Origin of the sequence: Arthrobacter sp. NyZ413 (assembly GCF_049390645.1) — a bacterium.
GTDB lineage: Bacteria > Actinomycetota > Actinomycetes > Actinomycetales > Micrococcaceae > Arthrobacter.
In genome coordinates, this window is the sequence record NZ_CP155434.1 from 4,072,477 (window position 1) to 4,086,990 (window position 14,514).

General features: G+C 63.4%; 14 protein-coding genes. 10 read left to right on the forward strand and 4 right to left on the reverse strand.

Translation table 11 applies throughout. The annotated features are described in order from the left end of the window. Positions 1-68 precede the first annotated feature (68 nt). Together ABCW42_RS19000 and ABCW42_RS19005 are read left to right on the forward strand one after the other, a co-directional pair. Positions 69-371 carry a hypothetical protein gene (locus ABCW42_RS19000; protein WP_423182646.1) on the forward strand — a complete coding sequence of 101 codons (303 nt, stop codon included), beginning with the start codon at positions 69-71 and terminating at the stop codon, positions 369-371. 64 nt (positions 372-435) lie between these two features. After that, positions 436-2,388 (forward strand): acyl-CoA dehydrogenase family protein, encoded by a 1,953-nt coding sequence (locus tag ABCW42_RS19005; protein ID WP_423182647.1) that lies wholly within the window; start codon positions 436-438, stop codon positions 2,386-2,388. A 9-nt stretch (positions 2,389-2,397) separates the two neighbouring features. Here the strand turns inward: ABCW42_RS19005 and ABCW42_RS19010 are convergent, their stop codons facing one another. After that, positions 2,398-2,802 (reverse strand): YchJ family protein, encoded by a 405-nt coding sequence (locus ABCW42_RS19010; RefSeq protein WP_423182648.1) that lies wholly within the window; start codon positions 2,800-2,802, stop codon positions 2,398-2,400. 190 nt (positions 2,803-2,992) lie between these two features. On the opposite strand from ABCW42_RS19010, the gene ABCW42_RS19015 reads away from it, so the two are divergent. Next, on the forward strand, positions 2,993-3,751 hold the full coding sequence (locus ABCW42_RS19015; RefSeq protein ID WP_423182649.1) for a hypothetical protein: 759 nt from the start codon (positions 2,993-2,995) through the stop codon (positions 3,749-3,751). 10 nt (positions 3,752-3,761) lie between these two features. Here the strand turns inward: ABCW42_RS19015 and ABCW42_RS19020 are convergent, their stop codons facing one another. After that, positions 3,762-4,253, reverse strand: a complete 492-nt coding sequence (locus tag ABCW42_RS19020) for a flavin reductase family protein (RefSeq protein ID WP_423182650.1) — start codon at positions 4,251-4,253, stop codon at positions 3,762-3,764. 245 nt (positions 4,254-4,498) lie between these two features. Here ABCW42_RS19020 and ABCW42_RS19025 point away from each other — a divergent pair, with 245 nt between their 5' ends. From ABCW42_RS19025 to ABCW42_RS19040, 4 genes are all read left to right on the forward strand, one after another. Further along, positions 4,499-5,533 carry an aldo/keto reductase gene (locus ABCW42_RS19025; protein WP_423182651.1) on the forward strand — a complete coding sequence of 345 codons (1,035 nt, stop codon included), beginning with the start codon at positions 4,499-4,501 and terminating at the stop codon, positions 5,531-5,533. 58 nt (positions 5,534-5,591) lie between these two features. Next, positions 5,592-5,972, forward strand: a complete 381-nt coding sequence (locus tag ABCW42_RS19030) for an RNA-binding S4 domain-containing protein (protein ID WP_423182652.1) — start codon at positions 5,592-5,594, stop codon at positions 5,970-5,972. A 93-nt stretch (positions 5,973-6,065) separates the two neighbouring features. Next, positions 6,066-6,683: a uracil-DNA glycosylase gene (locus ABCW42_RS19035; protein ID WP_423182653.1), complete on the forward strand. Its 618-nt coding sequence runs from the start codon at positions 6,066-6,068 to the stop codon at positions 6,681-6,683. A 308-nt stretch (positions 6,684-6,991) separates the two neighbouring features. Beyond that, positions 6,992-9,547, forward strand: coding sequence for a LuxR C-terminal-related transcriptional regulator (locus ABCW42_RS19040; protein ID WP_423182654.1), 2,556 nt, complete (start codon positions 6,992-6,994; stop codon positions 9,545-9,547). A 23-nt stretch (positions 9,548-9,570) separates the two neighbouring features. On the opposite strand, the gene ABCW42_RS19045 is transcribed toward ABCW42_RS19040, so the two are convergent. Next, positions 9,571-10,194, reverse strand: coding sequence for a hypothetical protein (locus ABCW42_RS19045; RefSeq protein WP_423182655.1), 624 nt, complete (start codon positions 10,192-10,194; stop codon positions 9,571-9,573). A gap of 60 nt (positions 10,195-10,254) precedes the next feature. Next, a complete protein-coding gene (locus tag ABCW42_RS19050; protein WP_423182656.1) occupies positions 10,255-10,749 on the reverse strand; it encodes a hypothetical protein in 495 nt (164 codons plus the stop codon). A gap of 447 nt (positions 10,750-11,196) precedes the next feature. Here ABCW42_RS19050 and ABCW42_RS19055 point away from each other — a divergent pair, with 447 nt between their 5' ends. From ABCW42_RS19055 to ABCW42_RS19065, 3 genes are read left to right on the forward strand one after another with little or no spacing between them, the layout of a single operon-like run. Continuing rightward, positions 11,197-11,874, forward strand: a complete 678-nt coding sequence (locus ABCW42_RS19055) for a FadR/GntR family transcriptional regulator (protein ID WP_423184951.1) — start codon at positions 11,197-11,199, stop codon at positions 11,872-11,874. 20 nt (positions 11,875-11,894) lie between these two features. Then, positions 11,895-12,905: an asparaginase gene (locus ABCW42_RS19060; RefSeq protein WP_423184952.1), complete on the forward strand. Its 1,011-nt coding sequence runs from the start codon at positions 11,895-11,897 to the stop codon at positions 12,903-12,905. 45 nt (positions 12,906-12,950) lie between these two features. After that, complete coding sequence (locus ABCW42_RS19065) at positions 12,951-14,387, forward strand: aspartate ammonia-lyase (protein ID WP_423182657.1); 1,437 nt, start codon at positions 12,951-12,953, stop codon at positions 14,385-14,387. Positions 14,388-14,514: the final 127 nt, after the last annotated feature.

The following is a 14,514-nucleotide window of genomic DNA, read 5'->3' on the forward strand; positions in this document are numbered from 1 at the left end:
CCCGTAGTGTCATCTCACCGACGCCACCATCCGGCGTCGATCTTTGGCAGCGTTGCGGAGGGGACCCAATGCAGTTGGATCTGACGAACTTGGACATCAACACCTACGTGTTCATAGGAACCTTGGTGTTCGGCCTGATAATTGCGGCATTTATCACCGTGGCGGCCATGGCCGCCCTGGCGATGGTAGGCGCCGGAAGCCTGGCGTGGTACACCGTAAAGACCGTGCTGGGCGGGCTGGTCCACGGGATCAACTTCGCATGGGACCAGTTGGTACACCACGCCGGGAAGGTGGAACTGCCGGTCGAGTTCCCGGCCCAAACGGCCCCTAGCACAGGAACCTACCCGCGAGTAGCATTGAGGGACAGCTGAAGGGTCCACCACCCGAGGCGGACCCCGGGCCCGAGCCGGCACAACCGGCAAGAGGAGCCTTCCCATGACGTCTGCCACAGAGAACAAGAGCAGCGGCGCCACCGCGGCGGAAGCACGCGCCGTCGCCGAAGCGGCCCGCGAAACAGAATGGACCCGGCCGAGCTTCGCGAAAGGCCTTTACCTCGGCAATTTTGATCTTGGACTCATTCATCCCTGGCCCCAGGCCAGGGATGCTGATGTTGAGCGTGGCGAAGCCTTCATGGCGAAACTGCGGGAGTTCTGCACCACTATGTCCGGCCGGGTCATCGAGCGCGAGGCCCGGATTCCCGACGAATACCTTGCCTCTTTGGCCGAACTGGGCGTTTTCGGCATGAAGATTCCGCGGGAATACGGCGGCCTGGGGCTATCGCTCGTCTATTACGGCCGCGCCTTGGCGCTCCTGGGATCGGTCCACCCAAGCCTCGGCGCCCTGATCTCGGCGCACCAATCGATCGGCGTCCCGGAACCGGTCAAGGTCTTCGGCACGCCGGAGCAGAAACAGGAATACTTGCCCCGTTGCGCCCGCGGCGCCATTACCGCGTTCCTGCTGACGGAGCCCGACGTCGGAAGCGACCCCGCCCGGATGGGCTGCACCGCGACGCCCACTGACGACGGCGGATCCTACCTTTTGGACGGCGTGAAACTTTGGACCACCAACGGTGTGATCGCCGAACTGGTAGTGGTTATGGCGGTTGTCCCCGCCCACTCCAACCCCGACGGAACCCAGGAAAAGGGTGGAATTACCGCGTTCGTGGTGGAGATGAACTCGCCCGGCATCACCGTGGAGAACCGCAACGCTTTCATGGGCCTGCGCGGAATCGAGAACGGAGTCACGCGCTTCCACCAGGTCCGGGTTCCGGCGGCCAACCGGCTCGGCCGCGAAGGGCAAGGCCTCAAGATCGCGCTCACCACGCTCAATACGGGCCGTCTTTCCATTCCCGGACTATGCGTCGCGGCCGGCAAATGGTCGCTGAAGATCGCCCGCGAATGGTCGAACGCCCGGACCCAATGGGGGCGGCCGGTCGGCAAACACGAAGCAGTCGCGAAGAAGATCGCCTTTATCGCGGCTACGACGTTCGCACTCGAGGCGGTGTTCGAGCTTTCCGCCGAAATGGCCGACGCCGGGCAAAAGGACGTGAGGATCGAGGCCGCCCTGGCAAAGCTTTGGTCCACGGAGCTGAGCTGCCTGGTGGCGGACGAACTCGTCCAGATCCGTGGCGGGCGCGGATTCGAGACGGCCGAATCCTTGGAAGCCCGCGGCGAGCGTGCCGTGGCGGCCGAACAATTGCTGCGGGACTTGCGCATCAACCGGATCTTCGAGGGGTCGTCCGAAATCATGCGGCTGCTCATCGCCCGCGAAGCCGTCGACGCCCACCTCGCGGCAGCGGGCGAACTCGCTTCCGTGGACGCGACGCTGCAGGAGAAGGCGCGTGCCGCCGTCGGGGCCTCAAGCTTCTACGCGAAATGGCTACCGAAGCTGGTTGCGGGAGCTGGATTGGATCCGCGGTCCTACAGCGAGTTCGGGCGGCTCGCGAAGCAACTGCGGTACGTCGAACGGGCGTCGCGGAAGCTCGCGCGCCAGACGTTTTACGGTATGGGCCGCTGGCAAGGAAAGCTCGAGTACAAGCAGGCGTTCCTGGGCAGGATCGTGGATATCGGTGCCGAACTCTTCGCCATGGCGGCGTGTTGCTCGCGGGCCGAGATGCTCTTGCGGACAGCCCCGGAACAAGGCGCGGCCGCCTACGAACTCGCCGAAGCGTATTGCGAACAGGCCCGGCTGCGGGTTGACGACTACTTCGAGAAACTGTGGCGGAACACCGACGACGCCGACCGCGAGTTGTCCGCGAATGTCCTGGCCGGGGACTACGCGTGGCTCGAGGCCGGAGTGCTCGATCAATCGGAGGGCACCGGTCCGTGGATTGCCGACGCCTCACCCGGCGCTTCTTCGAAAGAAAGCGTCCACCGGAAATACCGATAATGCGTCGGGCTAGCTGACCTCGCCGTCGAGGTAATACCAGCGGCGGTCAATACGCAGGAAACGGCTTGTTTCGCGCTGCACTCCGCGTCCGCCGTCGGAACGGAAATGCGCCGCGAATTCGACCGTGCCTTCCGCGTCCAAGGGGCCGCCGCGTTGGGTCGCCAGAATGTCCAAACGACGCCATTCAATGCCGGGGTCCACGTCCAGGCTGGCGGGGCGCGTGTCCGGGTGCCACGTCCGCAGGAGGTAGTCGGCGTCGAGGACAACGAAGGCCGAATAACGCGAGCGCATCAGCTGCTCGGCAGTGGGCGCCTGAGCCTCGCCGCGGTGGAAACGTCCGCAGCATTCCGAGTATTGTTCGCCGGACAGGCAAGGGCAGGCACCGTTGCGGAGACGGTCGGGATCGAGTGGCATGCGGCCCTCTCCGGAGACGACGAATGAGACGTGGCTAACAAATTTTGTCACACCAGATAACAGCTTTGAAACAACCTCGGCGGGAGGGAGGCTCGCGGCTGATTCGTCCACCTTTCGACCGTAGGCTAGTAGACATGCCCGCGGACCATCGGTCGCGGCCCACCCTACAACTCCGGCTCAGGGAGGCTACGTGGAGGATCCAGCAACGCTAGGCCTCAACCTGACGTTTTTCGGTACGCTCGGGCTGGCCTTCATCATGTTCATCGGCTTGGGCATATTGGTGGCCATCACCCTGGTCCTGGCCGGCATCGCGAAGCTGGTTTCGATCATCCTGCTTGCCATGGTGGGGGTGTACCCGAAACGCGAGACCGACCCGATTGTGCACCTTCCTCCGAGGCCGCGGCGCAAGCCGGCCAGGCAGGACGGGGTGGACGGGGTGGACGAATGGTTGCCGGAGGCCGGCTACGCCGAGTCCGCAGCTTCCCTTCCCGGGAAACGGCGTCCGGGCTTCTTCGCGACCGCGAAAGTTGTGTGGTCAGCCGGCTGGGCTTCCATCCGGAACGTCCGCTGGAAGTCGGTGGTTGATCCGCGGACGTGGCCCAAGCCCGCCGAGATCGGCGCCGGCCTTGCATCCACGGCCACATCGGTGGCCACCAGTCAGGCCAAAGAGCATCCGCTGCTGGTCGCTGCGAAGGACCCGCACGTCTTGAACAGCAAGTGGGCCGCCGCCGTCGCTGAAGCCGACGCCCGGGCAGCCGCGCGTGCCGGGGAAGCTGCTGTAGAACACCCCGCCGCCTCCCGGCCAGACGCCCCGAACGCTTCCGATGCCCCAAACCCATCTGACCGGCTTCCGCGGGATGTCCGCGAGCACGCTGCGACTGGCCCGCACGGGAGCGCCCCGGCGTCCGGGAAGCAAGCCGCGGGCATCGGCGGCCGCCCCCGCCCGTAGCGGGAGGCAGCTACGCGGCGAGCTGCCTGAATCCCGCCCCATGGTAGATGAGCGGCTCGGCGTCGTGGTTGATCTCGGTTGCCTTCACTTCGAGGACCACAATCGAGTGGTCGCCGGCCGGCGTTTCGGAAACCACTTCGCATTCAAGCGCGAGCGCCGCGCCCTCGATCAGCACCGCACCGGCGTCGCTCGTGGATGTCGCAAGGCCGGCGAAGCGGTCCTGCGACCGCGAAGAAAGCTGGAGGCACACATCCTCCTGGCCCTGGGCCAGGATGGAGACTCCCAACCGCTGGGCGCGCCGCAGCTTGGGCCAGGTAGTGGAGGAATTCCGCACCGCGAACATGACCAACGGCGGCTCCAGCGAGACGCCTACCGTGAAGCTCGACGCGACGAGCGCTTCCGGCACGAAGCCCACCATGGCGCTGAAGGCCGCAACTCCTGAGGGAAATTGCGCGAATGCCTGCTTGATCGAAGCGGCTCCGTCCACCGTTGCCTGGGTCATGGCGGTTTCCTTTCTCTGTAGATTCGTGCCTGCCTTTCTACTAATTCATCCCCTTGGCGCAAGGGCAATATTTGTGTATTCGCGTGTCGATGGATGTCAATTCATAATCCGTCATTCTCGCTTTTCATTACTCCGCAATACGAAAAGCGAAGAATTTGTACGCTTTTCCAGTGTCATGGCGGCGACATGTGTAGCGTCGTGTCAATCCATTGCACATCCTTGATTCACCACGAAGGAAGCCGGAGATGAGCCTGAGCGAGCTTCGAACCCTGGGACGCACAGGCGCCCTGATCAGCCCCTTGACACTGGGCACCTTGAACTTCGGGACAGGTACGGCGCCGTCCGGCGCCGAGGAAAGCGTCCGCATAGTCCACGCAGCGCTCGACGCCGGCATCACGAGCATCGACACTGCGGATATCTATTCCCAAGGAGAGGCCGAGGCCATTGTCGGCCAGGCCTTGCACGGCCGCCGCGACGAGGTTTTCCTGTCCACCAAGTTCCATGGACAAATGGGGCCGAATCCCGCCCATGCGGGAAATTCCAGGCGATGGATCATGAAAGCCGTGGAAGGCAGCCTGCAGCGCTTGCAGACGGACAGGATCGACCTCTACCAAGCGCACCGCCCGGACTACAACACTGACGTGCTGGAAACCATCACCGCGCTCAACGACCTCATCCGCCAAGGCAAGATCCTGTACTATGGAACGTCGGTGTTCACGCCGTCGCAACTCGTGGAGGCGCAATGGATCGCCACCACCAACCACCTCATACCCCCGGTGGTCGATCAGGTGCCATATTCGCTCCTGGTCCGCGCGAATGAACGGGACGTCTTCGCGATTACGCAGCAGTACAACCTCGGCGTGCTCAGCTACGGACCGCTCGACGGCGGCTGGCTCGCCGGGAACTACCGCGTCGGGGCGCCGCAACCCGCGAGCTCGCGCGCCTCCGCCGTTCCCGGGCGGTTCGACGTTTCAGCCCCGTACAACAGGGACAAGCTCCTCGCCGCCGAAGCCCTCGCCCGCCTGGCCGAACGGCACGGACTCACACTCATCCAACTGGCGGTGGGCTTCGCACTGAACCACCCTTCGGTCAGCAGCGTGATCATCGGCCCGCGCACCGAGGAACACTTGGTCGATTACCTCAAGGCAGCGGACGTGATCCTTGAAAACGCCGTGCTGGACGCCATCGACGAGATCGTCGCCCCCGGCACCAACTTCCTTGAACGTGACGCCGGAACCGTTGTGCCGCACCTTGAGTTCGCGGAACTTCGACGGCGGTAAGGCGCGGCTTCGAACGCCCGCTCCGGCAGCCGCCGTCGGACTATACTCATTCGCAATCATGACTAGCCTCCCGTCTGCCCCCAGTACCGTCCGCATCGACGCTTGGTTGTGGGCCATCCGGGCCTACAAGACGCGCTCCGCCGCTACCACCGCGTGCCGGGCCGGACATGTCAGGATCAACGGAAACCCCGTCAAGGCTTCCCAAACGGTGATCATCGGCGACACCGTCCGTGTCCGCCAACCGGGCTTCGAACGCATCCTAGAAGTCCGCCGGCTCATCGCCAAGAGGGTAGGCGCCGAAGCCGCATCCCACTGCTTCACCGACCACACGCCGGAGCGGCCCGTTGCGCCCGCCCTCGGACTGCCCCAGCGCGACCGTGGCGCCGGCCGGCCCACGAAGAAGGACCGGCGCGAGATGGACAGGCTCAGGAGGCAGTAGCCGCACGCAAAAGAGCGCGAGCGGAGTGCAATCGGACAGCGTAAAGTGGCAAGGGACGCCGATTCTGGACGCCGCGCTGCCGAAGGAGAGAACGTGACCATCGACTGGGACGAAAAAAGAGCCCTGCTTCAAGAGCCCAACATCGCTGCCGTAACACAGCTCTGCGACGAACTCATGGCCAGGAAACCTGGCTCCACGGTGCCGTACATCGATCCGGTACATGATGAAGACGAATGCCGGATCATCACCCTCCAGACCAGTCCGGTCCGCGGCGCCGAGTCCGGATTCGTCTCGCACCTGAACGAAGACGACGCCGCCCGCCGCATCCAACTCATCTACGACTCCGCCGAGTTGGACGCCCGCTACGTCATGCCGTGGAACTCATATCCGTGGGTGCGGGACTCCGGATCGCCCACAGCGTTGAGTGCGCAGGAAAAGACGGACGGGCTGCGCCCGTTCCGCCAATTCCTCAAGATCAACTCACGGGTGTCCGCGGTCGTCGCGCACGGGGCGGACGCCGCAGCCTTCCTGGCACTCTACGAGAAGACTTACCATTCTGCGCTCAAGCAGAACGGAATCAAGGTCTACAAGGCGAGCGCGCTAGGTGGAAGGGCATTCGCCCTTTCCGAGGCGAAACAGCAGGAACTACTGGAAAAGAACATCGAGACATACCGGGATGCCATGCAGAGAGCTGGGATCCAACACCTATAGCCGTCCCCTGCGAATCGCCGCGATGTGCTGTGAATCCGGTGTTTTTGCGGCGGCCTACCACCTAATCAGGGCCTTTTCGCCACTCATTTTCGCATTTTCACCACTCAATGGACTTTTTTGGTCCTAGCGTCGAGAACTGTGTGAGCCTCATCCGTTTGGGTCTCGCGCACGTCCACGATATCTGGCCTGCGGTACTGATTCCCGGCCCCGAACAAAGAGCGTTTCGTGTCGCGAGTGACTCCCTGACAGCGCCAAAAGGGGCGCGTGGGATTCAATGATGGCAAGCGCTAAGAGTGAGGAGCCCAGGAGTGTTCGAGGAGGAAGCCCGCCGGGCACTGGAGTACGCGCGCCGTGGGACCAGCGTGCGGATTGTGGGAGGGCCGGGAAGCGGCCGCACAACGGTTTTGCAATCGATCATCGGCGACTTTGAGAAGACGGGCGTTGAGGTCTTCAGCTTGGCCGGTGCGCTGCTCCTGCAGCACACGCCGTTCGCCGGGATCGGAGCGCTGGGACTGGACGCCCGCGTGAGGCTCAGCGGACCGATGGCCGTAGCCGACGTCCTGGCCGAACGCCTGGCTCGAATCGGCGCCAAGGCGATCGTGGTGGACGATATCGACCTGCTGGACAAGGAGTCCGCCGCGGTCATCGACATCGTCCAGCGACGCACCCAACGGCCCCTCGTGATGACCATGGGAGACACGCCGCTGTACTCGCGCACCTCGGTCTTCACGCCTGCCCGGTGGCCGGAAGCGAAGATTCGGCTCAGCCCCCTGCGCTATGACCAGGTGAACAAACTACTAGCCCAGACGCTTGGGGCTCCTCCGGACGTAGACCTGACCAGCCTGATCCTCATGAAATCAGCTGGAAATCCGCGCCTCGTGGTCCGGATCGCCCAAAGTGCGAAACTCAGCAAGCGGCTTGTCCTTCGCGAAGGCCAGTGGAGCATCGGCAAGCACTCACTGTGGAACGAATACCTGCAGAGCACTATCGAGGCCTTGCTCCATGGGCTCAGCGCTGACGAACTTACCGCACTGCATACCTTGTCCGCGGTTGGCGCGAGGCCGGCGGCTTCCCTGGCTCCGACGATCGAAGCGGACATCCTCGATGAGTTGGAACGGCGCGGCCTGGTGGCCGCCGCGGAAGATGCGGACAACGTCATCTGGGTGGACATCAGCCCGCCAATCATCGGCGACTACTTTCGCGACCACCACACAGTTTCCTCCCGCAAGATGCTGGGAAACCGCATAGCGCAGGAACTCGAATCCAGTGCGTCGCAGGCCATCACCGATTTTCCCGGACCGGTGGCCACGCTGCTCAACGAACTCCGCACCGAGGCAGGAGCCGGAACGGCCGCAACCCGGCATTTCCAAGAGCAACTGCGGATCCTCGAGCAAACAACCTACGGGCTGTGGGAGGGCGAGAGGAACATGTCCAACGCAGCGGCCTTCCTGCGGTTCTACTGGGGCGGACCGATCGATCCCGTACGCATCGAATACGTCTTCAACAACACCGAAACGGCCGATGCCAATCCAGCCGACCACTTCTTCTTCACGATGACCCGGGCGCTGTGGGGGATCTTCCGGGGCGCCGAAGTAGTGGACGTGACGGGCATCCTCAAGGAAGTAGGAGACGCCGAACCAGAATGGAAAGCCGAGGCCGAGGCCTTCGCGATCTACCTCCAAGCATCCTTTGACCGCATTCCGGCGGACTTCGACGAAGCGTGGAAACGGCTCGACAGCAAACATCCGGAAAGCGGCGTCCTCCCCGTGATCCGCGGCATCGTGGAACTCTACCGCTTCGACCCCCAGGCCGCGCTTGAGGCCCTCGATTCGGCCGAGGGCTTCGAAATATCAGCGAGTATGGCCCCCTTTGTCCGCGGCCTGGCGCTCCATCTTGCCGGACGCTCCGACGAAGCCCTGGTCTACAGCCTCACCCAGAGAACCGAAGCCCGGAGCAGCCTGAACCAATTCGGCTTCGTCGCCATCAGTTACGTCGCCGCATTGGCACTCGTGCAAAGGGGCCTCATGCGCGAGGCGGACTGGGTGATGAGCAGCGTCTTCGCCCTCGGCAGACCGGGCTTCCTTGTGAGCAACCTTCACGACGCCATGCTCCGGCTCGCCGGCCTGCGCGCATTGTCCGATTCCGGCAAGGACATCCCGTCGCTTGGCGTGCAATCGCGCAGGGACGTTGCGGACATAGGTCCGCTGCCGGGAACGGGCAAGGCTGTCTACGACCTCGTGTCGCGCAAGTACATCAACCCGGGGATGTTCGATGAAGCTGCCGCTCGCGTTATTTCGGAGCAATTGGACCGCGGTTTCATCACCGAAGCCGTATATGCATCATTGTTCATGCTTTCGCTCTACCCCGGACCGCGGACCTTGGAGAAGACAAAGCGGTTCTTTCGGAAGTACGGGATAACGGCACACGGGCAGTTCCTGGCCCTGGCTTCAGCAGTCCTGAAGGCTGACTACCCCCTCATTGAGGAGCTCCTCGACCACTACGAGCGGGACAGCGACGTGCTGTTGGTCGGCAACCTCCTTTACGGGGCAGCCAAACGCCAATCACTCGAACCGGATCCATGCCCGGTTGCGCCGTTCCAGGACCTCGCCGCTTCGTTTGATGCCCGCTTCCCCTTGCGCGCCGAATATCCGTTCCTTGACACCGGGGAGGGCCTTCCCCAGCACCTGTCCGCGCGGGAGATCGAGATTGCCGTACTCGCCGGCAGCCACAGCAACGCCGAGATCGCCAGCCGCTTGGGCATCAGCATGCGAACCGTGGAAAACCACATCTCGAGATCCCTCAAGAAAACCGGAACAACCACCAGGGCAGCCCTGCATGATCTCGTCAGGCGGCCCGGGAAGTGAGCGAGCACCGGCGGGGACGTTCGTTAGCCGGTAGGAGCTGGCGGGAGGGTTTGCCTATTCCGGATTCTCGATGCGCCGAATTCGAGCGGCAAGGAACTGATCTCCCATGGTCCGCGTTCCCTGTCCTTTGGCCTTCCGATGGCTACGTGCGGCAACCATCTCGGCGAGCGGAAGCCGAGGGCGGGTGAACTGAGAATGAAATCGTCGATGTTGTCCACCAGCAGATCGTCCAGGAGTTCGTGCAATGCCTGGACCAGCGAGACCTGGTATTCAAACACGTGCTGCGGTACGTCCACGTCCAAGCCGGACACGCCGCCGCCACCCAGTGCGATCAACCTTTGGGAACTTCCCGAAAACGCATCGAGGACAGGCAATTCGTCAAGCCATGAAGCCACCCTCCGGAGGACCAACTCCGACCCGGTGACATCCTTGGTCCACCTGGCCACATCTTGGGATAGCTCTTCCGCGACCCCCAGGTGCAACAACGTCATGTGCAAGCCCCGCGGGTTCCGCAGAGCGCCGACGTACCGTCCCAGATCCTCGTAGTCCGCCAGCCCGGCTCCGACCTGAAGGAGTGGCACCTCTACCGTGACAGGCGGAAGTCCAAAGTTGCGGGGATCCTGACGAATACGCGGACCGCTGGCCATGAATGCAATTATGCTCCGGATTGTCGGCCCGCGGAGTCACGGATTGACCAAGTGTCTCTACTAGATATCCTTCAGTATCTGAGGCAAGAACCCCATCTGGTCCAGGCGCCATGTAAGCAAAGGCGTCAGGTCACTCGGTACCAAGCGGAGGCGGTAGGTCCTCCTGCCGTCGCCAATCGGTTCTATGACTCCTCGATCAAGGAGCTTTCGGATGTTTTGGCTACGAACGGAAGCGGATCCCGGAAAGGCCGGTTCAAAGTCAGCGGCTTTAGCCTCCCCTTTTTCAGCGACGATGAACAGGGCCGTTGCTTCATTCGCTGTAAACCGAGCTGAGTCCAGCCCCCTTCGTAATGCGGGCAGCAGAAGTTCATCCGTCACGAAACTCTGGATCCCGAGCATCGACAACTTTCTCATATCGGCCAGAAGTCCTTCCAGAACGTAGGTCGACCAGCGGACAAGCGCTTCAGGTTCCAGAGAATCGGCATCTTCAAGTCGTTCGTAGTAGAGGCTCTTATTCCGACCAAATACAGCCGTAGGGTTGAGTCCACGACTCACCGTGGCGTCTACGAATGCCGTTGCTTCTTGGAGTTGGACAATCTCTTTGACGCCGTCACTCTGCTGTGCGAGGCGATCGCAGGATTTTCGCCAGGGGATTCATAACAATTAAGACTATCTCGCGTTTGACCCCCGCAAAATCAACGATTTTTCCTGCACGAGAGAGGTCATGAATCAAGCGGGCCCGGTGCAGGACTTAATCGGAGTGAAGGTGGGCAACGCTCGAGCCGCCGCTTCCCGGATTGAAGGTCGCGCCCCCGAAACCACCCACATTGACACCACCCTGTGACCCGTGCCATATTTTTAACCGTGAACCTGTCAGACAGCTGGACAGCCGGACAGGCTGCCAATGGACAGGCCGCCATCGGACAACCAACCATCAGCCAGAAAGCAGAGGTTGGCAAAGGCCCCGCCACAAGCGTCGCCGTCCCCCGGGCGGCCAAGCGCGTGCCCAGTCCGCGTCCCCTCGCCCGCTTCAGCGCCGCGGAGGCCGTCTTCAGTGCTATCCGCGAGGACATTGAAGGCGGAACCATCGAGGTCGGCTCCAAGCTCAGCTCGGAGGCCGCCCTGGCGGCACACTATGGCGTCAGCCGTTCCGTGATCCGCGAAGCGCTCCGTTCCTGCAATGCGCTCGGCCTGACTGTCACGAAAACCGGCAAGGGCACGTTCGTGGTCGCAAACCGCGTAGCCAACGATCTCTCCCTCGGCCAATACTCGGCGCGGGACCTCAACGAGGCCCGGCCCCACATCGAAATACCTGCGGCCGGCCTCGCGGCAAGGCGCCGCAGCCCCGAAGATCTCGAACACCTCACCGAACTTGTTTCCACCATGCTCGGCGAATCGGATCCCGAAGCCTGGGTTGCCCTCGACGCCAGCTTCCATTCCGCCATTGCCCGCGCCAGTGGCAACAAAGTCTTCGAAAGCGTAGTCGCGGACATCCGCGAGGCACTGTCCCACCAATCCGAAACCCTGAACATGGTGGCCGACCGCCAGCATGTTTCAGATGACGAGCACCTTCGCATTGTCGAAGCCATCGCGTCGGGCGACTCCACGGCCGCCGAAGCAGCGATGGCAGACCATCTCAGCGCGGTAAGCGTTGCGCTGGACGCCATCCTCAGCAAATGATCCACCAACTGAAGGAAGCCATGCCCACCCCGCATGCAACGCACACCACAGCGCCCGAAAACACCGTAGCAAGCCCGCGCCACGTCCCCCTGGCCGAGCAGACCCGCGACGGCTTGGTCGAGAGCATCCACTACGGCTCCCTGATCGCGGTGGGCCCTGACGGCGAAACCCTGCTTGAAGCGGGTGAGCCCGACGCCGCGTTCTACCCCCGGTCCTCCCTCAAGCCGTTGCAGGCAGTCGCGATGGTGCGCGCCGGGCTCAAGCTTCCGGATGACCTTTTGGCCCTCGCCGCGGCGAGCCACTCAGGTGCCGCGATGCATCTCGAAGGCGCCGTCCGCATCCTTGAGATGCATGGCCTGGACGAAGCGGCACTGGAAAACAGCATGGACCTCCCCTACGGGGTCAGCGAGCGCGAGGAATGGCTGCGTGCCGGCGGAAAGGCCACGCAGCTTGCCCAGAACTGTTCGGGCAAGCACGCCGCGATGGCCGCCACATGCGTGATCAACGGCTGGCCTGTGGAGGGCTATTTGCACCCTGAGCACCCGCTCCAGGTCCTCGTGAAGGAAACCATCACGGAACTGACCGGGGAAGACGCCGTTGCGGTGAGCACTGACGGTTGTGGAACGCCGCTCTTCGCCCACAGCCTCCACGGTATGGCGCGCGCGTATGGCCGGATCGCGTCGGCCGCCAAGGAAACCACCGAGGGCCGGGTTGCCCACGCGATGCGTTCCTACCCCGAGATGGTTGCCGGCGAGGGGCGGGACGTCACCGCGATCATGCGCACGTTCCCGGGTTTGCTCGCGAAGGACGGCTTCGAAGGCCTCCAGCTCATAGGACTGCAGGATGGCACGGGCGTGGCGGTCAAGATTTCCGACGGCGGCGATCGGGCCCGCATGCCGGTCACCGTTCGTGTGCTCGAGTCGCTAGGGCTCGACGGCGGCCTGCTCGCCGGGCTTGCCAGCCCGCCTGTGTTGGGCGGCGGCCACCCGGTAGGCGCACTCCGCGCAGCGAATTTCCTCGAATCCAACTGAGAACGTCGTCGAAGAAGACGAGAACCAGAAGACTAAGGACGGTACATGACAACCGCGGTACACACAGCTACTGATGCCCAGCAGGCAGGGCTGTTCCGGTCGGAACACGATCTCCTCGGCGATCGGGATGTCCCGGCGGACGCCTATTGGGGTGTCCACACGTTGCGCGCCATCGAAAACTTCCCCATTACGGGCCAGCCCCTGGCCACCAACGCCCACCTCGTGAACGGCCTCGCGGCAGTGAAACTCGCCGCCGCGCGGACCAACCGGGAGCTTGGGTTGCTGGACGACGAGCGGGCCAACGCGATCGAGCAGGCGTGCCAGGACATCCTGGAAGGCAAGCTCCACGAACAGTTCATGGTGGACGTCATCCAGGGTGGGGCCGGAACCAGCTCCAACATGAACGCGAACGAGGTGATCGCGAACCGGGCCCTCGAAATCCTCGGGCACGCCAAGGGCGACTACGCGAGGCTGCACCCGAACGACCACGTCAACCTGAGCCAGTCCACCAACGACGTCTACCCGACGGCGGTCAACCTCGCCACCATCTTCTCGGTCCAAGGGCTCCTCGCTGCATTGCAGGAGCTAGAGGTGGCTTTCGCCGACAAGGGCGAAGAGTTCCGCACGGTGGTCAAGATGGGCCGCACGCAGTTGCAGGACGCCGTGCCGATGACCTTGGGCCAGGAGTTCGGCGGCTACGCCGTCACGATCGGAGAGGACCGCGCCCGCCTGGCCGAGTCCCAGCTCCTGATCCACGAGATCAACCTGGGGGCCACGGCGATCGGCACGGCCCTCAACGCGCCTGCCGGCTACGCGGAGGCGGCCTGCCGGCACTTGGCCGAGATTACCGGACTGCCGCTCGTGACCGCCGTCGACCTCATTGAGGCGACCCAGGACGTGGGCGCCTTCGTGCACCTCTCCGGCGTGCTCAAGCGCGTCGCCGTCAAGCTTTCCAAGATTTGCAACGACCTCCGCTTGCTGTCCTCCGGGCCGCGGGCGGGACTGGGCGAAATCAACCTCCCGGCTGTGCAGTCGGGATCGTCCATCATGCCAGGCAAGATCAACCCGGTGATCCCCGAAGTTGTCAGCCAGGTGGCCTACGAGGTCATCGGCAACGATGTCTGCGTGACAATGGCTGCGGAGGCGGGCCAGCTCCAGCTGAACGCCTTCGAGCCGATCATTGTCCACAGCCTCCACAAGAGCATCTCCCATTTGGAAGCCGCGTGCCGCACGCTCACGTCACGGTGCGTGCGCGGTATCACTGCGAACACCGAACGGCTGCGCCTCACGGTTGAGCAGTCGATCGGGCTTGTCACGGCCCTCAACCCGCACATCGGCTATGCCTCCGCCACGGCCATCGCCCAGGAAGCGCTGGCAACCGGACGCGGCGTCGCCGAACTAGTCCTCGAACACGGGTTGCTGACTGCCGAGCAGCTCGACGAGCTCCTCCGACCCGAACGATTGGCGAACCTCAGCAAGTAAGCCGGGCAGAGCACCCGTACGACGACGGCGGCACTCGCCTGCCGCCGTCGGGCCCGGTCCGGATAGCAACAGGCGGATAGCAGCAGTCTGGCGGCGAGATCCGGACAACCCAACAGGACACCCCCTA